We start from the raw sequence: 24,059 nt of genomic DNA, 5'->3' as shown, positions 1-24,059 counted from the left end.
GTAAAGGGATAGCCAGAAGATACATGCGTGATCTTGAGGTCCGGTAGCCACTTTGGAAGGAAAACAGGGGGCTTGTCGGCCGTGATCGTTCTGTGATGTTTAGATCGGCTATCGCTATGACTTGTCCGGTGTGCCTGACGCGCCCGTTTTCCCTGATCAACATAAGCGTGTTGTCAGAGTGACTTCTGGGAGCGACGTGTCGTTGATCAGAGCCCGTCGGCATGGATGTGACGCACATCACACCGCCCAGATGGCACCGTACGCGCCTCCGCTGCGTCCAAACGGTCCGCACTTTCCCCAGGAACGCCGAAGGGCCCGGCGATGCCGGGCCCTTGACGAGTGAACGCGGGGTCGATCGGGTCACCCCGATCGGGGTGCGTTACTTAGAGGATCTTGCCGGACCACACGTTCGAGGCGGCCTTGTAGATCGCCGCGGTCTCGCCGTCGAAGTACGGCGAGGAGATGTAGTCGACACGACCGTTGCCGTCCTGGTCGTTGAAGGTGCTGGTGACACCGTTCACGTAGCCGAGACGCTTGGTGTTGCTGTAGTTGAGCAGCCACGGACCACCGTCGGCGCCCTCGGTCATCGAGCACTTGAGGGCCACGTGCTCCTCGATCTTCTTGGCGGCGGAGCCGACAAGCTTCTTCGAGGTCTTCCCGTAGCACCACTTGGGCGTGATGCCGGTGAAGTTCTTGTTGCCGTCGGGGTGCGCGGCGGCCGGGTAGCCGAACACGCGGACGTACTTGCCGGTGGGCTGGTTCCAGGACACGCCCTGACCGCCGACGTTGTCACCGAGACGGCCCGCGTCCTTGGCGAAGCCCTCGATGATGTAGAAGACGGTCTTGTAGAACTTGGTGTCCGTGGCGGGCTTGTACCACTGCTGCACGTAGAAGTGCGTGATGGTCCAGTTGCCGCGGGCGTCCTGCTCGACGGTCGCCGGGTACTTCTTGGCGTCCGCCTCCTTGGCCTTCTTGTAGGCGGCGGCCTGGGTGTCGGTCACGATCTCGGTGACGGGCTCACCGAACTTGAAGCCGTTGCCCTTGCCGACCTTGGCGTCCTTGTAGGTCGCCTCGGAGACCTCGATCTTGGCGACCTCGGCACCGGGGTAGTCGGGGCCGGTCGGCTCCGCCTTCGAGCCACGCTTGACCCAGCACGCCGTGGTGGAGGTCGGGTCCAGCTTGCACTGGCGGAACTCGGCGCGGGAGATCTCGACGTCCTTGGCGTCCTTGACGCCCTGGTACTTGTCGAACTCGGCCTTGGAGACCTGCTTGGCCGTGCCGCCGCCGAGCTGGATGCCGTTGTACACGGTCACGAACGCGTAGTCGCGGTCGTAGTCCTCGTACACGTCGAAGTCGTAGTGCGTGAACGCCTGCTTACCGACGTAGATGCCCCACGGCGTCTTGCCCTGGTAGTAACCCGGGACGAAGACCCACTTGGACATGACGTCCGTGTTGCCGGCCGTGTCGTACACGCAGTGGCCGGCCGTGGCGACCAGGTTGCGGTACTTGGACTGAACCGAAGTGGCGGAGCACCACTTCTTCTCGCCCTTGCTGTTGACGAAGAAGACCTTGCCGATGGTCTTCGGTAGGTTCACGTTCTGAACCTTGACCGTGGTCTTCTTCTCCTGGCCGATCGGCGAGGCCGAGCCCGGCTTGGTGTCGGCGCTGTAGCCGCCCTTGCTCTGGAGCTTGGCGACGTCGCTCTTGTCCCAGACGTTGGACTCGGTCGCGGCCTTGAGGGCCGCACCGTTGCTCTCGGCCCAGTACTGGGCGATGGCCTTGGCGTCGGCCGCGCTCTTCGCCATCGGGTCGGTGGCGACGTCACCGGCGGCCGAGGCCGTTCCGGCCAGACCGGCGGCCAGAAGGCCGGTAGCCAGGATGGCGCCACCGGCGGGGATGAGGATGCGCTTCAAGGGAACTGCTCCTTGGTCTGTCGTGGGACGCAACATGCGTCCCATGCGTCAGTAAAGGGATAGCAAGGAACATAGCGCGGTGATCTTTGCAGGTGGAAGCTGGTTTGACCCATTTGGTAGGCACCCTTACCGCCGTGACCTTTCCGTGACCTGTCAGTGATCTTCGCTCACGGTGATCATGGCGTTACGTTCTCGCTGGGTATCGCGTAGTTTCGCGGGGCGCGGGTAAAAGTGGATCAAACGGACATCACGCTGCGTGGTCAGTCGTATGTGACGTAGATCACAGGAACCAAATCGGGTCCCAACTCCGTCTAACTTCTCCTCCGGGCCTAAATGATCTCCAGATCGCCGTCCCGGACGGGGTTCACGACCTCTCCCCGCCCTCTCCGCGCCCAAACCGCGGACACGAAAAAGGGGCCCGGCCGAAGCCGGGCCCCTCCGTGAAGCAGGGTGTCACACGTACAGCTCGCCGAAGCGGGGTGTTACTTGTACAGCTCGCCGTTCGAGCCGACGATCTTGCCGGACCACACGTTCTTGGCCGCGTTGTAGATCGACGCCGTCTCCCCGTCGAAGTACGGCGAGGTGATGTAGTCGATCCGGTCGTTGCCGTCCTGGTCGGCGAACGTGCTGGTCACGCCGTTGACGTAGCCCAGACGCTTGCTGTTGCTGTAGTTGCTCAGCCAGGGACCGCCGTCGAAGCCGGGCGTGACCGGGCACTTGAGGCCCACGTGCTCCTCGATCTTGAGCCACGGGGCGCCCACGGCCTTGCCGGTCGTCGTGCCGTAGCACCACTTCGGCGTCACGCCGCTGTACGGCTTGTTGCCGTCCGGGTGCGGGCCGGCCGGGTAGCCGAACGCGCGCACCGTCTTGCCCGTGGGCTGGTTCCAGGCCACGCCCTGGCCGCCGACGTTGTCGCCCAGGCGGCCCGCGTCCTTCGACAGCAGGATGTAGTGGTGGCCGCCCCAGCTGCGCTTCGGGCCGCTGAACCGCTCGAAGTCCTTGCGGTCCACCTGCTTGACGCCCTCGAAGGCGATGCCGTTGAAGACGGTGACGAACGCGTAGTCGCGGTCGTAGTCCTCGTAGACGTCGAAGTCGGAGTGGGTGAAGGCCTGCTTGCCGACGTAGATGCCGAACGGCGCCTTGCCCTCGTAGTAGCCGGGCACGAACACCCAGTTGGTCATCGTGTCCTTGTTGCTGTCCGTGTCGTACACGCAGTGGCCGGCCGTGGCGACCAGGTTGCGGTAGTTGGACTGCACGGACGTGGCCGTGCACCAGCGGAACTTGCCGGAGCCGTCCACGAAGAACACCTTGCCGACCGTCTTGGGCAGGTTGACGTTCTGCGCGCGGCCGATGGGCTTCTTGTCCTCGCCGATGGGCGCGGCGGTGCCGGGGCTGCCGTCCGCGGAGTAGCCGCCCTTGGAGACCAGCTTCCGGACCTCCTTGGCGTCCCAGGTGTACGCCGTGGCGGAGCGGAGCGCGGCGCCGTTGGAGGCCAGCCAGAACGAGGCGACCGAGGCGGCCTGCGACGTGTCGCGGGCCATGGGGTCGGTGGCGATGTCGGCTCGCGCCTGCGCGGTGCCGGTGAGGCCCGCGGCCAGCAGGCCGGTGGCCAGGACGACGCCACCAGTCGGGAGGAGGATTCGCTTCAAGGTAACTCCAGGCTTTGCCTTGTGCTGCCGGGGTTCCGTACATCCCTCGGTGCAGCAGACGGACAGCCGGGAACCTATCGGTCTGACTTCGTGCCTGTGAATTTCGCGGAGATCATGTCAGGCGCCGGTGAGGCGGCCGTGATCTTTTCGAGATCACGTCTTGGCTGATCATCGTGGGGGTTGCCACGCAGCGTGTAAGTTACGTCACATTTGCGGGGGTGGTGACCGCCGCGGCGTGCCGGTAGACCTCGCCGGTGGCGAGGGTGAAGTTGGGGGTGGACATGGCGTCGTAGCCGCCCTTGGCGTCGCGGTTCCACGTCAGGCTGTTGATGCCGTTCAGCGAGCCGAGGCCCTGCGCGGGCTGGTAGTCGATCAGCCAGGGACCGCCGCTGGCGCCCGCGGTGAAGTTGCACGGCTCGATCTGCACGCCGTACTGCAGGTCGCGGCTGGGGGCGACGGTCCAGCGGGTGCTGCCCGTGCACGACAGGAGCTTGCGCCCGTCGAACGGCCGGGTGCCGTCGGGCTGCGGGCCGGCCGGGTAGCCGAAGGTGGTGACGCTGTTGCCCACGCCCTTGGCGACGGCCAGGCCCTGGCCGCCGACGTTGTCCTGGAGGCGGCCGACGTCTTTCATGACGAGCTTGCCGCTCACGGTGGCCCAGGTGAAGCCGCGGTGCACGGTCACGAACGCGTAGTCGTAGTCGTAGTCACCCCGGCCGGGCCAGTGCTCGTGCATGCTGATCTCCGCGCCGACGTAGATGCCGTCGGGCGTCTCGCCGTTGGGGCCGGGGTTCGGGACGAAGATCCAGGAGTCGGCGGGCTTGGCCTGGCGGGCGTCGTAGGCGCAGTGCGCGGCGGTGGCGACGACGCTGCGGTTCTTGGCGGCCACCGCGCTGGCCGAGCACCAGTACTCCTTGGCCCCGAACCGGAAGTACACCTTGCCCATGGTCCGGGCGGTCGTGCCCTTCTCCGGCAGCTCCGGCGAGACGCTGAGCGGGACCTTGACCTTCTTGGCCGGGGTGATCTGCTCGCTGCTGGGCACGGCGGTGGCGCCCGCGCTCGTGGAGGACTGCGAGCCCGGCGTCGCGGGGCTGTAGCTGTCGGCGTGCTTGAGGACGTCCGGCTTCCAGGTCGCGGCGACCTTCTGGACGTCCGCGGCGGTCTTGGCGAGTGTCACCGAGTAGATCCAGCTCTCGGCCCCCGCGGACGCCGTTCCCCCGAGCGCGGGCAGCGCGAGCAGCGCGCTGAGCGCGACGGCTGCCAGTCGCCGGACCGGGGGGATCATGGAAATGCCTTCCTTGGGGTGTAAAGGTGGATTTTTCCAGATCAACTCACTGTATTGCAGCTCGGATAGAGATTCGTTATCTGATCAAGCGTGACTTGTGTCCCATAAGGATGGTGTCAAGCAGGCTGTCCGGATAGGTGAGACTGCTCCCACGTGTCGGTCGTTGCCGCAGGTCAGGGGCCGAGGCAGGCTGCGAGCATGCGTCGACTTCTCTGTCTCGCCGTGCTTTCCTGTACGGCATTCGCCGCCACGCCCGCCGTGGCCGAGACTCACTCTCGCGACACGGACCGGAAGGTTTTCGTGATCGTTGTTGGCGACAAGGGCTCCGTCTTGTCGTGCAGGCAGCGCTCGCCCAAGCCCGCGTGCGTCGCTCTCGAAAGGGCCGGCGGCGACCCCGCCCGGCTGCCCTCGCGGACCGACGCGGTCTGCACGATGGAGTACAACCCGGTGCGCGTCTCGGCGCTCGGCGTCTGGGCGGGCCGGCCGGTCCGCTACGAGCGCACGTTCTCGAACCCCTGCCAGATGCAGGCGGCGATGGGGCCGGTCTCCCAGTTCTGACCGCAGCGCCGCAGCCTCACTCCAACCCAGGAACACATCGGGGGCCCCGGCCGCGAGCCGGGGTCCCCGCCGCCCCGCCGCTTTCCTGGAGCGAGCTCACCGACAAGCGAACCGAATCGTGTTCTGCTTTCATGGCGGCATGGACCCTCGCACGCCCTGCCTCGTCGGCGCTGCCCAGCTGACCGTCCGTGAGCAGCCCGGTCCCGAGCCGCTGGACCTGTGGGAGGCGGTCGCGCGGGCCGCGGCCGACGACGCCCGGCTGCCCGCCGGGCGGCTCGGCTCGATCCAGGTGGTCCACACCGACTCCTGGCAGTACGACGATCCGGCCGGACGCCTGGCCGAACGGCTCGGCGCCGTACCCGGGCACCGCGCGTACTCCAAGGTCAGCGGCACGGCGCCGCAACTGCTCATCGGCGAGGCCGCCGCGCGGATCGCCGCGGGCGGCCTCGACTGCGCCCTCGTCGTGGGCGCCGAGGCGCTCGCCACCCGCCGCGCCTACCGGAAGGCGGGCGAGCGCGTGCCGTGGAGCCACCCGGCGGTCCCCAAGCCGCCCTACGGGTGGGAGCGCCCGCCGCATCCCGCCGAGCTGGCGCACGGGCTGTTCCTGCCGGTCCACACGTACGCGATCATGGAGACGGCCCGGCGGGCGGCCCTCGGCTGGACCGTCGAGGAGGAGATGGCCGACCGGGGCCGGATGATGGCCCCCATGACCGAGGTGGCCGCGGCCAACCCGTACGCCTGGCGTCGCGCCCCGCGCACCCCCGAGGAGCTGACGGGCGGCCGGTTCGTCGGCTGGCCGTACACGCGCGACACCGTGGCCGTGCTGGAGGTGGACCAGGCCGCGGCGGTGGTGCTGGTCAGCGCCGGGCTGGCCGACCGGCTGGGCGTCCCGGAGGAGCGGCGGATCCATCTGCGCGGCTGGGCGTACGCCGAGGACACCTGGGAAGTGGCCGCGCGGCCCGCGCTCGGCTCGTCCCGGGCGATCGCGCGGGCGGCGCGGGTCGCCTTCGCCCGCGCCGGGCTCGGGCTCGGCGACATGCGGGCCCTCGACGTGTACAGCTGCTTCGCCGTCGCCCTGCGGCAGGCGTGCGACGCGATCGGGCTCGATCCGTTCGACCCGCGCGGGCTCACGGTGACCGGCGGGCTGCCGTACGCGGGCGGCCCGGCCAGCGACTACGTCCTCCACTCGACCGCCGCCATGGCCGGGCTGCTGCGCGCGCGGGGCGGCCACGGCCTGGTCACCTCGGTCGGCATGCACCTGACCAAGCACGCCTACGCGATCTGGTCCACCGAGCCGGGAGGCGCGCTCGGCGACGGCAGCCCGGTCTTCACCGCCGACCCGGTCCCGATCGTCGACGGGTACGAGGGACCGGCGCTCGTCGCGGGCTACACCGTGGCGCACGGGCGCGACGGGGCGGCCGAGCGGGGCGTCCTCGTCGTGGACCTCCCCGGCGGCGGCCGGGCGCACGCGCTCGTCCACGAGCCGGGCCTGATCGAGGAGGCGGAGGCGCGCGAGCTGGTCGGCGAGACGGTGCGGCTGGCCTCCGACGGGCAGGTGAACACGGCCACCTGGTGACCGGGCGCCCCGTCCGACGGGCGGGTGAACACGGCCACCTGGTGACCGGGCGCCCCGTCCGACGGGCGGGTGAACGCGGCCGGCTGGTGACCGGGCCTCCGCGAGGGAAGGGCAATGTGGCGATCAGGTGAATGCGCCGCACCCCGCCCCTGGACTGGACTGGGGCCGAAGGCGAGAGCCCGCCCGACACGAGGACCGCCGTGGCCGATCAGTTCGACGTCATCGAGGCCGGCCAGCACAGCCGCCGCCGGCGCTGGACCGGTGTCGTGGTGCTCGCGCTGCTCCTCGCCATCCCGGTCGCCGGCCTGCTCGCCGGCCGCGACCCCGAGCCGGAGACCGGCGTCGCCGGACACGGGACCACTCCCTCCTCCGCCCCCATGACCACGACGAAGACCACGCCCAACGTCCTGTTCGCCACGCCCAGGACCAAGGGCGGCGACGAGGTCATCCGGGTCGTCTTCCCCGACGGCACCCCCGCCGAGGTCCGCTACCCGGCGCGGCTCGGGCTCGCCGCCCTCGGGTCGCGGCCGTTCCAGGGCGCCTGGGTGGACGGCCAGTACCGCCGCATGTCCGCCCCGTACGGCGGCGAGGCCGAGGTGTCGAAGGGCGGCAGACCCCTGCGCAGCCTCACCCCGGACGTCGAGCTGTGGCCGCGCCAGCCCGGCAGCGGCTCGTACGGGCAGGTGCTGCTGTTCGCGTTCGGCGACTGGCGCCTCGCGCTGTACGACCGCCCCGAGGGACTCACCTTCGAGCAGCGCATGGCCGTGGCCGGGCACATCAGGGGCAGGGTCACCAAGGGCGGCTACCTGGTGCTGACCGCCACGGACCCGGTCCGCCTGGCCAGGCCGGGCGAGACCGTGCAGGGCGACCCGGTCGGGCCGCAGCTCTGGTTCGGCGGCGTGGCCGGCGACGTCGTGGGACTCATCCCGGTGCCGGGGTGCGACGAGGTGTCACCGGCGCCCATGATGATCGACCGCCGCGGCCGGCCGTCGCGCACCGCCTGCCGGGGCGGGGTGCAGATCGCCGCCTCCGGCTCGCCCGCGTTCGTCGAGCGGGCGGTCAAGGAGATCCGGATCACGCTGAAGTAGGGTGCGGCCATGTTCGCCGTAACCGCCACACAGACCGATCCCGACAATCCGCTGGCCGGGCTGACGCTCGGCGAGCGGCCGGAGCCCGCGACCCCGGACGGCTGGACCACCGTCACCGTGCGGGCCGCCGCGCTCAACCACCACGACCTGTGGACGCTCAAGGGCGTCGGCATCCGCCAGGACCGGCTGCCGATCGTGCTCGGCTGCGACGCCGCCGGTGTGGACGAGGACGGCAACGAGGTCATCGTCCACGCGGTGATCGGCGCGGGCGCCGACGAGACGCTCGACCCGAAGCGCTCCCTGCTGTCGGAGCTCCACGACGGCACCTTCGCCGAGCGCGTCGCCGTGCCGCGCCGCAACCTCGTGCCCAAGCCGGCCGCGCTCACCTTCGAGCAGGCCGCGTGCCTGCCCACGGCGTGGCTGACCGCCTACCGGATGCTGTTCGACAAGGCGGAGCTCCAGCCGGGCTCGACGGTGCTCGTCCAGGGGGCCGGCGGCGGCGTCGCGACCGCGCTGATCGCGCTCGGCCGGGCCGGGGGGTACCGCGTCTGGGCCACCAGCCGCTCGGCGGACAAGCGGGAACGCGCCCTGGAGCTGGGGGCGGACCAGGTCTTCGAGACGGGCGCGCGGCTGCCCGAGCGGGTGGACGCGGTGATGGAGACCGTCGGCCAGGCCACCTGGGACCATTCGCTGAAGTCGCTCAAGCCGGGCGGCCGGATCGTGGTGTCGGGCGCGACCAGCGGCGCCGTGCCGCCCGCCGACCTCAACCGCGTCTTCTTCCTCCAGCTCTCGGTGGTGGGCTCCACCATGGGCACCCGCGACCAGCTCGGCCGCCTGGCGGTCTTCCTGGAGCAGACGGGGGTCCGTCCGGTCATCGACCGGACGCTGCCGCTGACCGAGGCCCGTGACGGGTTCGCCGCGCTGGCCGAGGGCGACGTGTTCGGCAAGATCGTCTTCACGGCCTGACGCGCCTTTCTCCGGGCGGCGTGAGGCAGGCTCCCGTCCGAGGGGTACGAAGGGGGAGAAGGCCCCATTCGGCCGGGAGGCGTCGCCATGACCGTCGAACCCCTCGGGCCGGGCTCGCTGCACTGGGAGACCGCGGGTGAGTACCGCAACCTCCTCGTGGGCGGCAGCGCGCTGGTCCTGCAGACCATGCACCCCGCCGTCGGCGCCGCCGTGGCGCGGCACTCGGACTTCCGCGACGATCCGTGGGGCAGGCTCGTCCGCACCCTCGCCTCCGCCCAGACCTGGGTGTACGGGGGAGAAGCCGGTCCCGTTGAGGGGGCGCGGCTGCGCGAGCTGCACCGGCGCTTCACCGCGGTGGACGAGCGGGGCCGCGCCTACCACGCGCTGAGCGGGGAGGCGTGGGCATGGGTCCACCTGTCGCTGTTCGAGCGGTACGTCACGCTCAACCGCCTCTTCGGGGTGCCGTACGGCCCGGACGGCGAGCGCAGGCTGTACGCGGAGGCGCGGCGGATCGGCGGCATCCTGCGCGTGCCCGAGCGGGAGATGCCCCCGGACGTCGAGGCGTTCTGGCGGTACTTCGACGGCATGGTGACCGGGCGGCTGGAGGCGCATCCGACCGCGTTCGAGGTGCTGGCCCTGCTGCGGTCGACGCCGCCGCCTCCGGCACTGCCCGCGCCGCTGCGCCACCTGTGGGCGCCGGTGGGCGTCGGGTGGGGGGAGTTCGCCTGGTTCGTCACGGTGGGGACGCTGCCGCCGGCCGTACGGGGGAGGCTGGGGCTGCGCTGGTCGGTGCGCGACGAGCGGCGGCTGCGTCACCTCGGCCGGGCGGTGGCCGCGATCACGCCACGGCTGCCGGAGCGGCTGCGGTACATGCCGCTCGCCTGCCGAGCCCGCCGCGCCGCCCGCCGTTCCTGACCCCGCAGGGCCGCGTTGCCCGCCGTTCCTGATCGTCAGCGGAGCGTGTCCGAACGTCGGCGAGCGTGTCCGAATGTCAGCGGAGCGTGTCGCGGATGCGGCCGGACGCCTCGTCGAGCGTCGCGCGCACCTGCTCCAGCCGCTCGCGGTCCAGCCTCGTCCCGGACGCCTCCTCGCGTACCTGGGCCACGAAGTCGGCCAGCATGCCGCCCAGCTCGGCGTCGAGGTCGGCCCGCGAGCCCGGCGCGCCGCCCAGCGACGACCACACCTCGGCCCAGATGCGCCGCCACTCGGACGTCAGCCGCTGGCTCTCGCCCTGCCAGTGCTCGGCGTGCTCCGTCCACTGCCGCTTCTGCTCCCGCTTGAGCCGCTGGAAGTCGGCCTTCTGCCGGTCGCGCGTACGGCGGAGGTCGTCAGCGGAGCCGACGCGCACGTCCTTGGCCATCCGGGTCAGCTCCTCGCGCAGCGACTTGACCGTGTCGCGCACGTCCTCCTTGACCTCCCGCGCGATGTCGCGCACGGAGGCGGAGATCTCCTGCTCAAGGTCGTCGAGCTCGTCGAGGCGGTCGTTCAGCTCCTCGCGGCCCTTGTCGGTGATCGAGAACACCTTCTTGCCGTCGACCACCTCGTGCGTGACCAGCCCCTCCTCCTCCAGGCGGGCCAGGCGCGGGTAGATGGTGCCGGGGGAGGGCGAGTAGACGCCGAGGAAACGGTCCTGGAGCAGCCGGATCACCTCGTAGCCGTGGCGCGGGCTCTCGTCCAGCAGCTTCAGCAGGTACAGCCGCAGGCGGCCGTGACCGAAGACAGGGCTCATTCCTTCTCCCCCTTGAGCAGCGCGACCTCGCCGGAGACCGTCGTCGCCGACAGCGAGGCCATGCCGCCGCCGAGCCGTCCCGACAGCGACTTCGCGCCGGGCAGGCTCTCGTTGGACAGTTTCTCGAACGTGCTGACCAGCCGGCCGGAGGTGGACCGGATCGTCACGTCCGCCTCCACGTCCTCGGGCAGCCTGACCAGGATGTCACCCGAGACGCTGGTGAGCGTCACGTGACCCGTGGGCCGCAGCTCCAGGTCGGCGGTGATGCGTCCCGACACGCTGTTGGCGCGCAGCCGGCGCGGCACCCCGTGGGCGACGGTCAGGTCGCCGGAGACGCTGTTGAACGACAGGTCGCCTACCATCGCCCGGCTCTCGACCTGGCCGGACACGGTGCCGGCGCTCACCTCGCCGCTCACGCCGTCGAGCACGACGTCGCCGGAGGCGCTCTTGACCGAGGTGAGGTTCTCGAACCCGGCGATGACCGCGGAGGCGGTGACCACGCCGGCCTTGACCTGGCAGTCCTTCGGCACGGTCAGCGTGGCGACGGTGTGGCGCCGGCTCTTGCGCAGCCAGTTCGTCATGCCGTCCCAGGTGAGGTCCTTGTAGGCGACCGACAGCTCGCCGGCCTCCTCGTCGTACGTCACGATCAGCGGCGAGCCGACGATCTCGGTGACCTCCAGGACGGGCGGGCCGTCGCTGGCGAGCACGGCGAGCCGGCCCGACACGATCCGCACGTCAAGCGATCTCACCGGCCCGAACGTCAGTTGTCCGGGGTCGTCGATGGTCCACTGCTGCATGGTCCCCACCCTTCCTGGCGGCACACTGTTCCCCTAAGACACGATATGTCGCGTCTCGCGGAAACTCAAGATGTATCGCGTTTACGTGTGCCGGGCCGGTGCGGGAAAGCAGCCTGGTCCTGCCGCCGTCACTCGTCCTCGTCGTCGAGACGCGCCAGCCAGGTGGCCAGCCGCTCGACCGGGACCTCGAACTCGGGGTTGAGGTCCACGAACTCGCGCAGCCGCTCACCCAGCCAGAGGAGGCTGACCTCCTCCTCGCCGCGCCTGTCGACGAGCTCCTCGATCCCCCGGTCGGTGAAGTACATCGTGCTCCGTCTCTCCCTCGCTGTGCTGCCGGGACATCTCACTCTAGTAAGCGTCCGGCCCCGGTCAGGACAGGGTGCCGGAAAGGCGAAACCCCCGCCGGCACGGAGCCGGCGGGGGTTCCAGAAGAAACGATCAGCCGAAGATCTGGCTGAGCATCTCGTGCAGCTCGTTGTCGTGAGCGTTGTGCGAGCCCGCCGCGGGCGAGCTGTTGGCCGGGCGGGACACGCGGCCCAGCGGACGGCCGCCGAGCAGCTGCGGGTCCTCGGCCAGCTTGAGCGCGAGGTACGGCCACGGGCCCATGTTGACCGGCTCGTCCTGCGCCCAGACGAGCTGCGCCTGCCGGCCGTAACGGCCCAGCTCGGCGGCCAGCTCCTCGGCCGGGAACGGGTAGAGCCGCTCCAGCCGGACGATCGCGACGTCGTCGCGGCCGCTCTCGTCGCGCTTGGCCGCCAGGTCGTAGAAGACCCTGCCGGAGCAGAGGACCACCTTGGTGACCTTCGCCGGGTCGACGGTCGTGTCGGACAGGACCGGCTGGAAGGTGCCCGAGGTGAAGTCGCTCGCCTTGGACGTGGCCGCCTTGTGGCGCAGCAGCGACTTCGGCGTGAAGACCACCAGCGGGCGGTGCCGGCCCGACTCCACCTGCCAGCGCAGCAGGTGGAAGTAGTTGGCCGGGGTGCTCGGCTGGGCGACCGTCATGTTGTCGAGCGCGCACACCTGGAGGAAGCGCTCGATGCGGGCCGAGGAGTGGTCGGGACCCTGCCCCTCGTAGCCGTGCGGCAGCAGCAGCACGACGCCCGACTTCTGGCCCCACTTCTGCTCACCGGACGAGATGAACTCGTCGATGATCGTCTGGGCGCCGTTGACGAAGTCGCCGAACTGCGCTTCCCAGGCGACCAGGGCGTCCGGTCGCACGACGCTGTAGCCGTACTCGAAGCCGAGCGCCGCGAACTCGCTGAGCAGCGAGTCGTAGACGTAGAACTTCGTGGTGCCCTGGTTGAAGGTCTTCAGCGGTGTGTGCTCGGCCCCGGTCAGCCGGTCGACCAGCACCGCGTGGCGCTGGGTGAACGTGCCGCGCCGGGAGTCCTGGCCGACCAGGCGCACCGGGTGGCCGTCGATGAGCAGCGAGCCGAAGGCCAGCGTCTCACCCGTGCTCCAGTCGATGGCGTCCTGCTCGACCATCGTGCCGCGGCGCTGGATCACCGGCGCGAGGCGCGGGTGCGGCGTGAAGCCGTCGGGCAGGTTGAGCTGGGTGTCGATGATGCGCTTGAGCGTCTCGTCGCTGATCGCCGTGGGCGTGTCGTCGTGCGACCACTTGACGACCTCGGTGGGCGGCACGCGCATCGCGCCCGCCTCCAGCGGCTTCTTGGCCGCCTCACGGGTCTCGGTGAACGCCTGCTCCAGCTTGGCCTGGTAGTCGCGCAGCGCCTGCTCGGCCTCCTCGACCGTGATGTCGCCCCGGCCGATCAGCGCCTCGGTGTAGAGCTTGCGGGTCGAGCGCTTGGCGTCGATCAGGTCGTACATGAGCGGCTGGGTGAAGGCGGGGTTGTCGCCCTCGTTGTGGCCGCGGCGGCGGTAGCAGATGAGGTCGATGACGACGTCCTTGCGGAACGTCTGGCGGTACTCGTAGGCGAGCTGGCCGACGCGGACCACGGCCTCGGGGTCGTCGCCGTTGACGTGGAAGATCGGCGCCTGGATCATCCGCGCGACGTCGGTCGCGTAGACGCTCGACCGCGACGAGGCCGGCGAGGTGGTGAAGCCGACCTGGTTGTTGACCACCACGTGCACGGTGCCGCCGGTGCGGTAGCCGCGCAGCTGCGACAGGTTGAGCGTCTCGGCCACGACGCCCTGGCCGGCGAAGGCCGCGTCGCCGTGGATGAGCACCGGAAGGACGGTGAAGCCCTCCTCGCCGCGCTCCAGGAGGTCCTGCTTGGCGCGGACGACGCCCTCGAGCACCGGGTCGACCGCCTCCAGGTGGGACGGGTTGGCCACCACCGAGGCGGTGATGGTCTTGCCGCTCGGCGCGTTGAACTCGCCGGTGGCGCCCAGGTGGTACTTCACGTCGCCGGAGCCGTGCGCCGTGCGCGGGTCGATGTTGCCCTCGAACTCGCCGAAGATCTGGGCGTACGACTTGCCCACGATGTTGGCGAGCACGTTGAGCCGGCCGCGGTGGGCCATGCCGATGACGACCTCGTCGAGGCCCTCGTCGGCGGCGTCGCTGATCACCGAGTCGAGCAGCGGGATCAGCGACTCGCCGCCCTCCAGCGAGAAGCGCTTCTGGCCGACGAACTTCGTCTGCAGGAACGTCTCGAACGCCTCGGCGGTGTTGAGCCGCGACAGGATGTTGAGCTGCTCCTCGCGGTCGGGCGAGGCGTGCGGCTTCTCCACCCGCGCCTGGATCCAGGCCCGCTCCTCGGGGTTCTGGATGTGCATGTACTCGATGCCGACGGTGCGGCAGTAGGAGTCGCGCAGCACGCCCAGGATCTCGCGCAGCTTCATCAGCGGCCGGCCGCCGAAGCCGCCGGTGGCGAACTCCCGCTCGAGGTCCCACAGGGTGAGGCCGTGGGACTGGATGTCGAGGTCGGGGTGCTTGCGCTGCTTGTACTCCAGCGGGTCGGTCTCGGCCATGAGGTGGCCGCGCACCCGGTAGGCGTGGATCAGCTCGATCACGCGGGCGGACTTCGACACGTCGTCGTCGTGGGAGGCCGAGACGTCCTGCACCCAGCGGACCGGCTCGTACGGGATCCGCAGCGCCTCGAAGATCTCGTCGTAGAAGCCGTCCTCGCCGAGCAGCAGCCGGTGGATCTGGCGCAGGAAGTCGCCCGACTGGGCGCCCTGGATGATCCGGTGGTCGTAGGTGCTGGTCAGCGTCATGACCTTGGAGACGGCCAGGCGCGAGAGCGTCTCGGGGGAGGCGCCCTGGTACTCGGCCGGGTACTCCATCGCGCCGACGCCGATGATCGTGCCCTGGCCGGGCATGAGGCGGGGCACGGAGTGGACGGTGCCGATCGTGCCGGGGTTGGTCAGCGAGATCGTGGTGCCGGTGAAGTCGTCGACGCCGAGCTTTCCGCCGCGGGCCTTGCGCACGACCTCCTCGTACGCCATCCAGAACTGGCGGAAGTCCATCTGCTCGGCGGCCTTGATGGACGGCACCAGGAGCTGGCGCTCGCCGTTGCTCTTCTGGACGTCGATGGCCAGGCCGAAGCCGACGTGCTCGGGCTTGACCAGGGTCGGCTTGCCGTCGATCTCCGCGAAGGAGTGGTTCATCTCCGGCATGGCCTTCAGCGCCTTGACGATCGCGTAGCCGATCAGGTGCGTGAAGGAGACCTTGCCGCCGCGACCCCGCTTGAGGTGATTGTTGATCACGATGCGGTTGTCGATGAGCAGCTTGGCCGGGATGGCGCGGACGCTGGTCGCGGTCGGGACCGTCAGGGAGAGGTCCATGTTGGCGGCCGTGCGGGCAGCGGCCCCGCGCAGCCTGACCTCCTCGGCGCCCTTGGGCGCCGGGATGGCCGGCTGGGCCGGCTTCTCGGCCGCCTTGTCAGCGGGCGCGACGGCCTGCTTGTCGACGGGCTTGGCGGCCGGAGCCGGGGGGGCCGCGGTCTTGGCGGGTGCGGGAGAAGGCGCGGTAGCCGTGCCGTTCGCCGCCTCCCTGGCCGGGGTTCGGCCCGGTCCGTAGTCAGGGTTGTAGTCAGCGAAGAAGTTCCACCAGGCCTTGTCCACCGACTCGGGATCCTGGAGGTACTTCTGGTACAGCTCGTCGACAAGCCACTCGTTCTGACCAAAGCTTGCCAGCGGGTTTGCCCGCGACGACTCAGACGACACGGCGGAAATCGCCCTCTTCCGCAGATCGGCGTTGATGTTAGAGAACCTGTCCAAGGTTACTCGTCCCGTCCGGCTACGCGCGCGCGGGTCGGCGCGCCGCCCCGCCGGATCCTTCCCGAACCGTCGACCGGGGTCACGCACCCCTAGTCAACGGTGGTGATACGGGAAATATCACCGTTTGGTATCAACCCTAAGGGAAGAGGTTTATTTCCCGCCGGACAGCAAGCGGCTGGCCACGCGGACCCCCGGCGACAGCTCCGCGAGCAGGTCGGCCAGCTCCTCGCCGGCGGTCTTCAGCTCCTCCAGCGTCATCGGCTCCAGCCGCTCCAGGATGAACAGCGCGTTGACCGTCTCCTCGGTGAGCCGCGTGCGGGCGACCTGGCGCCAGTTCCACCGGCGGCAGGTGACGCCCGTGTCGTCGCGCCAGATCACCTCGCCGGCGTCGGGTGTGCCGAGGGACTCCTCCGACGCCTCGTCGCCGGCCGCCCGGACCAGCCGCGCCGGGCCGTCGTAGCGGTCGAGGTCCTCGCCGCCGATGGGCAGCGCGTGCTTCACGCTGATCGAGTTGTACGCGTCGACCGCCTGGTTGATCTCCGGCAGCGGCAGGCGGCGGGTGAGCGCGTCGACCGACGGGCGGGTGCGGGACGGCTTGGCGCCGAACAGCCGGTACGCCTCGCGCCACGCCTCGATCTTGGCGGCGCGCGCCTCGCGCTCCTCCTCGCCCTCGGCGGACAGCAGGTCGGAGGCGGCGCTCAGCCAGCCGCGCGACCGGTCGTCCGTGGGGCCGTTGTCGAGCCCGTGGGCGGTCATGACCAGGACGGCGAAGTCGGGGCGCAGGGCGAGGACGGATTCGTCCACGGTGATGTCGTCGAGCATGCAGCCCAGTGTATTGAACTCTCAGACCACTGTATTGGCCGAGGTGGATCGCAAAAATCCCTTTGCAAAATTCACTTTGCGGTCTACCGTCGTGAGTGTGGAGGAGAGTTACGAGATCAGCGACCCGCGGGTGCTGAAGGTGGTGGCCCACCCGCTACGGGTGCGGCTGCTCGGGCTGCTGCGCAACGACGGGCCCTCGACGGCCAGCGAGCTGGGGCGCGCGGTGGGGGAGAGCTCCGGCTCGACCAGCTACCACCTGCGCGTGCTGGCCAGGTACGGCTTCATCGAGGAGGACCCCGAGCAGCGCGACGCCAGGGAGCGGCGCTGGCGCGCCCGCCACGTCTACACCTCCTGGGACAACGCGCGGATGGCCGCCACGCCGGAGGGCTGGGAGGCGGTCCGCGTCATGCAGGCCCGCCAGGTCGAGGCGCTGGCACGGGCGATGCGGGCGTTCGAGGACGACCCGGACCCGGACTGGCTGCCCGCGGCGGGGATGAGCGACTACCTGGCGGCGCTGCCTCCCGAGGGCGTGCGGGAGTTCAACCGCCGGGTGTCCGAGCTGATCGGCGAGCTGACGGCGCGCCACGCCGGCCACCCCGAGGCCCGCAAGGTCCACCTGTGGGCCGCCGTCTTCCCCCACGAGACCCGCGACTCCGGCGAGCACCCGGACGATTCCGGCGATCTCCCTGCCGATCGGCCCGCCGATTCCCCCGAGGAGGACGACGCATGACCCCCCGCTCCGCGTTGCGCCGCTATCTGGTCGTCTGCTTCCTGACCTGGCTGCCGACCGGCCTCATGCTGACCACGATGGTCCTGCTCATGACCGAGCGCGGCCTGGGCCTGGCGGAGATCGGCACGGCCTTCACCGTCTTCTCCGTCGTCACGCTCTCCCTGGAGCTGCCCACCGGCGGGCTGGCCGACGTCGTGGGCCGCCGCGTGGTGCTGGCCGTGTCGGCCGGCTTCACGGTCGTGGCGCTGGCGCTGATGGCGGTGTCCACGACGTTCTGGATGTTCGTGCTGACCGGCGTGCTCAAGGGCGTGGCACGGGCGCTGTCGAGCGGCCCCGCCACCGCCTGGTACGTCGACACGCTGCACGACGTGGAGGGCCGGGACGCCGACCTGCGGCCGGGGCTCTCGCGCGGCAGCGCGACGGAGTCGGCCGCGCTCTGCCTCGGCGTGCTGGCGGGCGGGTTCGTGCCGCTCGTCGTGCCGCCGGGCACGGTGGAGCCGCTGGCCGTGCCCCCGCTGCTCGGGGCGGTGGCGGCGGCGGTGCTGCTCGGGGTGGTGCTGCTCGCGCTGCCCGAGCCGTCACACCGGCGGGCGTCGCTGGGCGGGACGCTGCGGGCCGTGCCCGCGACCGTGCTGAGCGGGCTGCGGCTGGCGACCGGCCACGGGGTGCTGCGCCGCCTGACGGTGTACTCCCTGGTGACGGGCGTGGCGCTGACCGCCGTCGAGCTGCTGACCCCCGGCCGGCTGGCCGGGCTGGCCGGTACGGCGGAGCTGGGCGGCACGGCGTACGCGCTGGTGGCGGCCCTCGGCTTCGCGGGCAGCTCGGCCGGCAGCGCGCTCGCGCCCCGGGCGGCACGCCTGGCCCGTGGGCCGGCGCGCGGCGCGGTCCTCGGCGTCGTGCCGGCCGCGCTGTCGCTCGGCGCGCTGGCCGCCACCGCCGAGACGGGCGGCCCCGCCGGGCTGGTGGCGGCCGGGGCGGCGTACGTCGTCATGTACGCGGGCCTCGCCGTCACGAGCGTGCTGTGCCTGGAGATGACCCATCGCGCCGTCACCGCCGCGGAGCGCACCACGGTCGGCTCCACCGGCTCCCTGGCCCTCCAGGCCGGTGGCGCGATGTCGAACGTGGGGCTCGGCGTGCTGGCGACCGCGGCCGGGACGGGCGTCGCGTGGGGGCTGGCCGCCGCGCTGATGACCGCCTCGGCGCTGCTGTTCGCCCGGCTGCCCGCGCTCCGGCCGGGCGGGGTCGCGGTGGCCGAGCCGGAGCGCGCCGCCTCGGCCTGAAGCCGGGCGCCGGGCGCTGGGCGCCGGTCGGTTCAGAGGCTCCAGTCGATCGCGGGGCCGACCGGGACGATCCGGCTCGGGTTGATGTCGGGATGCGTCATGTAATAGTGGCGCTTGATGTGGTCGAAGTCGGTCGTCTCGCCGAAGGCCGGGATGGCGTACAGCCTGCGGGCGTACGCCCACAGCGCCGGGTAGTCGACGAGGCGCCGCACCGAGCACTTGAAGTGGCCGTGATAGACGGCGTCGAAGCGGGCCAGCGTCGTGTACGCCCGCACGTCGCTCTCCGTCAGCTCGTCGCCGAACAGGTACGGCGAGCCCGCCGCGAGCCGTTCCTCCAGCTCGTCGAGCGTGGCGAAGACGCGCGCCACGGCCTCCTCGTACGCGGCCTGCGACCGGGCGAACCCCGCCTCGTAGACCGCGTTGTTGAGGCCGTGGTAGAGCCACTCGTTCAGCGCGTCGATCTCCGGCCGCAGCCGCTCCGGATACAGGTCCGGGGTGGTGGACCAGGACGTCTCCAGGTCGAGCGTGATCCGCGGGAAGTCGTTGGTGACGATGCGGCCCTCGACGGCGTCCCAGATCACGGGGACGGTGCAGCGGCCCCGGTAGTCCGGGTCGCTGGCGAGGTAGAGCTCCGACAGGTACTCGGGGTCGCCGCCCGGCACCCGCCAGCCCCTCTCGTCGCGGATCGGGTCGACGATCGTCACGTCGAGCAGGTCCTCCAGGCCGAGCAGGCGGCGGACGATGAGCACCCGCTGCGCCCACGGGCAGGCGTAGGAGGCGTAGAGCCGGTACCTGCCGGGCTCGGGCGGCCCGAGGCGCTCGGTGAAGCGGTTCGGCTGGCGGGCGAAGCGCCCGTCGCCGGTGGTCTCGCGTGCCGGCTTCATGCCCCCAGTAGAACATGGTTCGGAAATGCCTGGACAATCAGACCCATGGCGAAGTTCGTGGTGAATCCCTCCAGCCCGGCCCAGTACGACGCGTGGCGGCAGGGCGCGGTCCCGGAGGTCGAGCGGGTCGGGCCGGGGCTGTGGTCCGTGCCGGTGCCGATCCCGATCAACCCCCTGCGGTACGTGCTGGTCTACGTCCTGGAGCTGCCCGACGGCGTGGCGATCGTGGACGCCGGGTGGAACACCGACGAGGCGTACGACGCGCTGGTCGCGGGCCTCGGCGCGGCCGGCTACGGGATCGCGGACGTGAAGGCCGTGCTGGTCACGCACATCCATCCCGACCACTACGGGCTGGCCGGACGGGTCAGGGAGGCGTCCGGGGCGTGGATCGGGCTGCACCCGGCCGACGCCGCCCTCATCCGCGAGCGCTACGACGACGAGGTCGTGGACTCCCTCGTGCGCCGCGAGCGCGAGATGCTCGGCCGGGCGGGCGTGCCCCAGGAGACCGTGGACGAGCTGGCCGGCGCGTCCATGTCCATCAGGCACCTGGTGTCGGCCGTGCGCCCGGACCGGCTCATCGAGGACGGCGACCGGCTGGACCTGCCCGGATGGGACCTGCGGGCGCTGTGGACGCCCGGTCACTCGCCCGGCCACCTGTGCTTCGTCTCGCCGTCGCGCCGGCTCCTCTTCTCCGGCGACCACGTGCTCGCCAAGATCACCCCGATCGTCGCGGTCCACCCCCAGTCGCGGCCGAACCCGCTGGCCGACTACCTCGACTCGCTGGCCGCCGTGCGCAAGCTGGACGTGGGGGAGGTGCTGCCCGCCCACGAGTACCGCTTCCACGACCTGGCCGGGCGGGTGGACTACGTGATGACGCACCACGAGGATCGGCTGACGGAGGTCGAGCGGGTCGTCGGGGCCGCGACCGGCGGCCTGACCTGCTGGGAGGTGGCCACCCGGCTCACCTGGTCGCGGCCGTGGGAGACGTTCCAGGCGTTCGCCCGCCGGGCCGCCACGAACGAGACGCTGGCCCACCTGGTCTGGCTGGCCGAGCGGGGGCGCGTCGTCTGCGTATCCGGCGAACCGGACCGCTGGCACCCGGCCGCCCCGTGATCGCGGTCAGCCCGGCCGCACCCCGCCGAGCGCGGTCGGCGCGGCCGGACTCCGCCGGTCGCGGTCAGCGCAGCCGGACCCGGCCCCGGCCGGTGGCGAACGGCAGGTCGAGCAGGGTGCGGATGCCCGGGGGTGCGGCGCAGACCGCCGGGATGGCGTTGATGGCGTGCGCCGCGGCGGCGGCCGGCCCGTGGGAGACCTCGTCCACCGACAGCGTCATGTGCGGCACCCCCTCGATGTGCAGCACGAACCCCGGGTCGGACCAGCGCGGCACCCGCGCCGCGTCGGCCTTGTAGACCACCTCGATCGTCATGAACGGCCTGCCCCGCACCAGCCCCGAGAAGACCCAGCGCGAGGCGCACACCGTGCCCTCCCGAACCGTGCCGGCCGCGATCTCGAACTCGCGCGTCGCCAGCTCGAAGTCGTCGCTCTCCTCGACCTCGTCCAGCCGCACGTCCAGCGCGTCGGCGACGAGCTGGACGCTCTCGGCGAAGAGGGAGCGCTGGAACATCCGGTACGGCCGGACCGCGGCCGTGTAGTCCTTGGCCGAACGGGTGAACCCGACCAGGTCCACGACGACCTGGCGCGACGGGTGGCCCCGGAAGTCGGACGACTCGCGCACGTAGATGTGGTCGACCCGGTCGGACAGGCCGGTCAGCGCCAGCGGCAGGAAGTCGCTCATGAAGCCCGGGTTGATGCCGGTGCCGTGCAGGGTGGTGTCCCCGGCGGCGCAGGCCGCCTCGACGCGCTCGACGACGCCCGGCCCGTACGACTTGGGGTAGACGAAGCCTGTGGTGGTGATGACGTTCTTGCCCGAGGCGAGCAGGGCGCAGATGGTCTCGACGTCGGAGGTCTGGTCGGTGCCGAAGGAGAAGGCCGGCAGCGGCATGTGCAGCACGCAGTCGGCGTCGAGGGCGAGGATCCGGTCGACGTCGTCGGTGCAGGTGACGCCGGTGGGCGGCATCCCGACGAGCTCGCCCGCGTCCTTGCCTGTCTTGTCCGGGTCGTACACCAGGACGCCCGCCAGCTGGAGTCCCGGCCTGCTGAGCACGCTGCGTAACGCGTAGCGGCCGATGGAACCGGTGGCCCACTGGACCACGCGGATGGGCGCGTTCACCGGCATGTCCGGCCTCCCAGGCCCGATGGAGGGAATGGCGAGGCAGACCCTCGCCTTGGGAGCCCGCAACTCTAGCAGAAAAACAGTCAGCCGATCACTATCCGCGACGATCAGTCACGGTTGCGCCCGCCGGGACGCGGGTTATCGTACTCGTACTAGAAGTTTGTTCTCCTGCGCTGGAGGTTCGATGCTTCGGTTCGATGACAGGGTGGCGATCGTCACGGGGGCCGGGCACGGCCTCGGCAGGTCGCACGCGCTCCTGCTGGCCGAGCGGGGCGCCAAGGTCGTCGTCAACGACCTCGGCGGCGCGCTCGACGGCTCCGGCGCCTCCGCCGGTCCCGCCGCCGAGGTGGTGGAGCTCATCACCAAGAACGGCGGGCAGGCCATCGCCAGCGCCGACAACGTCGCCACCCCGGAGGGTGCGCAGGCCATCGTGCAGGCCGCGGTCGACGCCTTCGGCGCGATCGACATCGTCGTCAACAACGCCGGCATCCTGCGCGACCGCTCGTTCGGCAAGATGACGGTCGAGGAGTTCGACGCGGTCCTCGCCGTCCACGTCCGCGGCTCGTACCTCGTCTCCCGCGCGGCGTACCCGTACATGAAGGAGGCCGGCTACGGCCGCGTCGTCAACACCTCCAGCCCCGCCGGCCTGTTCGGCAACTTCGGCCAGGCCAACTACTCGACCGCCAAGATGGGCCTGGTCGGCCTGACCAAGACGCTCGGCATCGAGGGCGCGCGCAACGGCATCAAGGCCAACGCCATCGCCCCGGTCGCCTGGACGCGCATGACCGAGTCGCTGCTGCCGGCCGAGTTCGAGGCGAAGTTCACGCCCGAGCGGGTCAGCGCCCTCGTCGCCTACCTCGTCCACGACTCGTGCGAGGTCAGCGGCGAGGTGTTCACGGTCGGGGGCGGCAAGGTGGCGCGGGTCATGGTGGCCGAGGGGCCGGGCTGGCGCTCCGACGACATCTCGCCGGAGACGGTCGCGGACAACTGGGGGGCGGTCATGGCCGAGCAGCCCTACGTCCTCACGGCCGCCGACTCGATGAAGGCGATGCTCTGACGGCTCGCTGACCCAACCGCAAGGGCTCCTCCCCGTCGGGAGGGGCCCTTTCGCTGTACGCGGCCCCTCTTTGTTCGATGATCGGCGGAAGATATCCGACTTAAGGCGAAATTCGGTCTTGATTCGTGCGGCCACCGCTCTTAAGGTCGCGGCATGACCCCCGCTCCGGGCTCGCCCGGGGACGTGCTGACCCTCATCAGCGCGGGCTCCGCGACGACCCGATCCGACCTGGCCCGGCTCACCGGCCTCGCCCGTTCCACGATCTCCCAGCGCGTCGACGCCCTCATCGAGAGCGGCCTCGTCCAGGAGACCGAGAGCGGCGAGTCCACCGGCGGCCGGCCGCCCCGCCAGCTCCGGCTGCACACCGACGGCCACGCCTTCGCGGGCGTGGACGTGGGCGCCACCCACTGCCGGGTCGCGCTGATGGACATCTCGGGCGAGGTGCTCGCCGAGTGCGAGGACCCGCTCCTCGTCACCGAGGGCCCCGAGACCGTCCTCGCCCACGTCGACACCCGCCTCGACCTGCTGCTCGCCGAGGCCGGGCGACCGAGGTCGGCGCTGCGGGCGCTGGGCATGGGGGTGCCGGGGCCGGTCGAGTTCGCCACCGGCCGGCCGAACAACCCGCCGATCATGCCCGGCTGGAACGACTACCCCATCCCCGAGCACTTCGAGGACTGCGTCGTCCTCGTCGACAACGACGTCAACGTGATGGCGCTCGGGGAGCACCGCAACGCCTTCCCCGGCACCAGCCACCTGCTGTTCGTCAAGGTCGGCACCGGCATCGGCTGCGGCATCGTGGCCGAGGGACGGCTGCACCGCGGCGCCCAGGGGTCGGCGGGCGACATCGGCCACATCCGGGTGTCCGGCCACGACGACGCGGGCTGCCGCTGCGGCAACAGCGCCTGCCTGGAGGCCGTGGCCGGAGGCGCGGCGCTCGCCCGCCGCCTCACCGAGCTCGGCGTGCCCGCCGCGACCGGCGCCGACGTGGTGGCGCTCGTCCAGGCGGGCGACACCCTGGCGCTGCGCCTGGTGCGGGAGGCCGGCCGGCACATCGGCGAGGTGCTGGCCGGACTGGTCAACTTCTTCAACCCCGAGGTCATCGTCATCGGCGGCGTCCTGTCCCGGGTCCACGAGCACCTGCTCGCCGGCATCAGGGAGACGATCTACCGCAGGTCGCTGCCGCTGGCCACCCACCACCTGTCGATCGTGCCGAGCCGTACCGGGGAGGACGCCGCCGCTCTCGGCGCCGGGCTCCTGGCGATCGAGCACTACCTGTCACCCGACAACATCAACAAGCTCGTCAACGCCTGACA

The 24,059-nt window shown here is 71.0% G+C and carries 20 protein-coding genes; 10 read left to right on the top strand and 10 right to left on the bottom strand.

Annotated features, from left to right (window positions below; translation table 11 throughout):
* Nucleotides 1–383: 383 nt before the first annotated feature.
* The 3 genes from HTZ77_RS27275 to HTZ77_RS27265 form a co-directional block, all read right to left on the bottom strand.
* Nucleotides 384–1,913, bottom strand: a complete 1,530-nt coding sequence (locus tag HTZ77_RS27275; RefSeq protein ID WP_175592524.1) for a trypsin-like serine peptidase — start codon at nucleotides 1,911–1,913, stop codon at nucleotides 384–386.
* Nucleotides 1,914–2,395: 482 nt separating this feature from the next.
* Nucleotides 2,396–3,562, bottom strand: a complete 1,167-nt coding sequence (locus HTZ77_RS27270; protein ID WP_175592523.1) for a trypsin-like serine peptidase — start codon at nucleotides 3,560–3,562, stop codon at nucleotides 2,396–2,398.
* A gap of 199 nt (nucleotides 3,563–3,761) precedes the next feature.
* On the bottom strand, nucleotides 3,762–4,844 hold the full coding sequence (locus tag HTZ77_RS27265) for a trypsin-like serine peptidase (RefSeq protein WP_175592522.1): 1,083 nt from the start codon (nucleotides 4,842–4,844) through the stop codon (nucleotides 3,762–3,764).
* Between the two features lie 300 nt (nucleotides 4,845–5,144).
* On the opposite strand from HTZ77_RS27265, the gene HTZ77_RS27260 reads away from it, so the two are divergent.
* From HTZ77_RS27260 to HTZ77_RS27240, 5 genes are all read left to right on the top strand, one after another.
* Nucleotides 5,145–5,402: an SSI family serine proteinase inhibitor gene (locus HTZ77_RS27260; RefSeq protein ID WP_205303558.1), complete on the top strand. Its 258-nt coding sequence runs from the start codon at nucleotides 5,145–5,147 to the stop codon at nucleotides 5,400–5,402.
* A 139-nt stretch (nucleotides 5,403–5,541) separates the two neighbouring features.
* Complete coding sequence (locus HTZ77_RS27255) at nucleotides 5,542–6,978, top strand: acetyl-CoA synthetase (protein ID WP_175592520.1); 1,437 nt, start codon at nucleotides 5,542–5,544, stop codon at nucleotides 6,976–6,978.
* Nucleotides 6,979–7,178: 200 nt separating this feature from the next.
* Nucleotides 7,179–8,066 (top strand): hypothetical protein, encoded by an 888-nt coding sequence (locus tag HTZ77_RS27250; protein ID WP_175592519.1) that lies wholly within the window; start codon nucleotides 7,179–7,181, stop codon nucleotides 8,064–8,066.
* A 9-nt stretch (nucleotides 8,067–8,075) separates the two neighbouring features.
* On the top strand, nucleotides 8,076–9,032 hold the full coding sequence (locus tag HTZ77_RS27245; protein ID WP_175592518.1) for a zinc-binding dehydrogenase: 957 nt from the start codon (nucleotides 8,076–8,078) through the stop codon (nucleotides 9,030–9,032).
* Between the two features lie 87 nt (nucleotides 9,033–9,119).
* On the top strand, nucleotides 9,120–9,947 hold the full coding sequence (locus HTZ77_RS27240) for an oxygenase MpaB family protein (protein WP_175592517.1): 828 nt from the start codon (nucleotides 9,120–9,122) through the stop codon (nucleotides 9,945–9,947).
* Between the two features lie 76 nt (nucleotides 9,948–10,023).
* Here HTZ77_RS27240 and HTZ77_RS27235 read toward each other — a convergent pair whose 3' ends face one another.
* The 5 genes from HTZ77_RS27235 to HTZ77_RS27215 form a co-directional block, all read right to left on the bottom strand.
* Nucleotides 10,024–10,761: a PadR family transcriptional regulator gene (locus tag HTZ77_RS27235; protein WP_175592516.1), complete on the bottom strand. Its 738-nt coding sequence runs from the start codon at nucleotides 10,759–10,761 to the stop codon at nucleotides 10,024–10,026.
* Complete coding sequence (locus tag HTZ77_RS27230) at nucleotides 10,758–11,558, bottom strand: DUF4097 family beta strand repeat-containing protein (protein ID WP_175592515.1); 801 nt, start codon at nucleotides 11,556–11,558, stop codon at nucleotides 10,758–10,760. Before HTZ77_RS27230 ends, HTZ77_RS27235 begins: the two co-directional genes overlap by 4 nt.
* Before the next feature lie 128 nt (nucleotides 11,559–11,686).
* Nucleotides 11,687–11,863, bottom strand: coding sequence for a DUF6104 family protein (locus HTZ77_RS27225; RefSeq protein ID WP_175592514.1), 177 nt, complete (start codon nucleotides 11,861–11,863; stop codon nucleotides 11,687–11,689).
* 133 nt (nucleotides 11,864–11,996) lie between these two features.
* Nucleotides 11,997–15,686, bottom strand: a complete 3,690-nt coding sequence (locus tag HTZ77_RS27220; RefSeq protein WP_175592513.1) for a multifunctional oxoglutarate decarboxylase/oxoglutarate dehydrogenase thiamine pyrophosphate-binding subunit/dihydrolipoyllysine-residue succinyltransferase subunit — start codon at nucleotides 15,684–15,686, stop codon at nucleotides 11,997–11,999.
* A gap of 204 nt (nucleotides 15,687–15,890) precedes the next feature.
* Nucleotides 15,891–16,562, bottom strand: a complete 672-nt coding sequence (locus HTZ77_RS27215) for a B3/B4 domain-containing protein (protein WP_175592512.1) — start codon at nucleotides 16,560–16,562, stop codon at nucleotides 15,891–15,893.
* Nucleotides 16,563–16,659: 97 nt separating this feature from the next.
* On the opposite strand from HTZ77_RS27215, the gene HTZ77_RS27210 reads away from it, so the two are divergent.
* Together HTZ77_RS27210 and HTZ77_RS27205 are read left to right on the top strand one after the other, a co-directional pair.
* Nucleotides 16,660–17,292 carry a winged helix-turn-helix domain-containing protein gene (locus HTZ77_RS27210; RefSeq protein ID WP_328808787.1) on the top strand — a complete coding sequence of 211 codons (633 nt, stop codon included), beginning with the start codon at nucleotides 16,660–16,662 and terminating at the stop codon, nucleotides 17,290–17,292.
* The gene (locus tag HTZ77_RS27205) at nucleotides 17,289–18,572 is read left to right on the top strand and encodes an MFS transporter (protein WP_175592510.1); all 1,284 of its coding nucleotides are present in this window, start codon (nucleotides 17,289–17,291) and stop codon (nucleotides 18,570–18,572) included. The genes HTZ77_RS27210 and HTZ77_RS27205 overlap by 4 nt, the downstream gene beginning before the upstream one ends.
* Before the next feature lie 32 nt (nucleotides 18,573–18,604).
* Here the strand turns inward: HTZ77_RS27205 and HTZ77_RS27200 are convergent, their stop codons facing one another.
* The gene (locus HTZ77_RS27200) at nucleotides 18,605–19,456 is read right to left on the bottom strand and encodes a glutathione S-transferase family protein (RefSeq protein WP_175592509.1); all 852 of its coding nucleotides are present in this window, start codon (nucleotides 19,454–19,456) and stop codon (nucleotides 18,605–18,607) included.
* Nucleotides 19,457–19,501: 45 nt separating this feature from the next.
* On the opposite strand from HTZ77_RS27200, the gene HTZ77_RS27195 reads away from it, so the two are divergent.
* A complete protein-coding gene (locus tag HTZ77_RS27195; protein ID WP_175592508.1) occupies nucleotides 19,502–20,569 on the top strand; it encodes an MBL fold metallo-hydrolase in 1,068 nt (355 codons plus the stop codon).
* 64 nt (nucleotides 20,570–20,633) lie between these two features.
* On the opposite strand, the gene HTZ77_RS27190 is transcribed toward HTZ77_RS27195, so the two are convergent.
* Nucleotides 20,634–21,692 (bottom strand): NAD(P)H-dependent amine dehydrogenase family protein, encoded by a 1,059-nt coding sequence (locus HTZ77_RS27190; protein ID WP_175592507.1) that lies wholly within the window; start codon nucleotides 21,690–21,692, stop codon nucleotides 20,634–20,636.
* A gap of 181 nt (nucleotides 21,693–21,873) precedes the next feature.
* Between HTZ77_RS27190 and HTZ77_RS27185 the strand changes: the two genes are divergently transcribed.
* Together HTZ77_RS27185 and HTZ77_RS27180 are read left to right on the top strand one after the other, a co-directional pair.
* Nucleotides 21,874–22,746, top strand: a complete 873-nt coding sequence (locus HTZ77_RS27185) for an SDR family oxidoreductase (RefSeq protein ID WP_175592506.1) — start codon at nucleotides 21,874–21,876, stop codon at nucleotides 22,744–22,746.
* Between the two features lie 153 nt (nucleotides 22,747–22,899).
* Nucleotides 22,900–24,057, top strand: a complete 1,158-nt coding sequence (locus tag HTZ77_RS27180) for an ROK family transcriptional regulator (RefSeq protein WP_175592505.1) — start codon at nucleotides 22,900–22,902, stop codon at nucleotides 24,055–24,057.
* Nucleotides 24,058–24,059 lie beyond the last annotated feature (2 nt).

It is taken from the genome of Nonomuraea montanisoli, from assembly GCF_013363975.1.
Taxonomy (GTDB): domain Bacteria; phylum Actinomycetota; class Actinomycetes; order Streptosporangiales; family Streptosporangiaceae; genus Nonomuraea; species Nonomuraea montanisoli.
The sequence above is the reverse complement of the archived record's forward strand: the minus strand, read 5'-3'. Positions and strand labels throughout refer to the sequence as shown.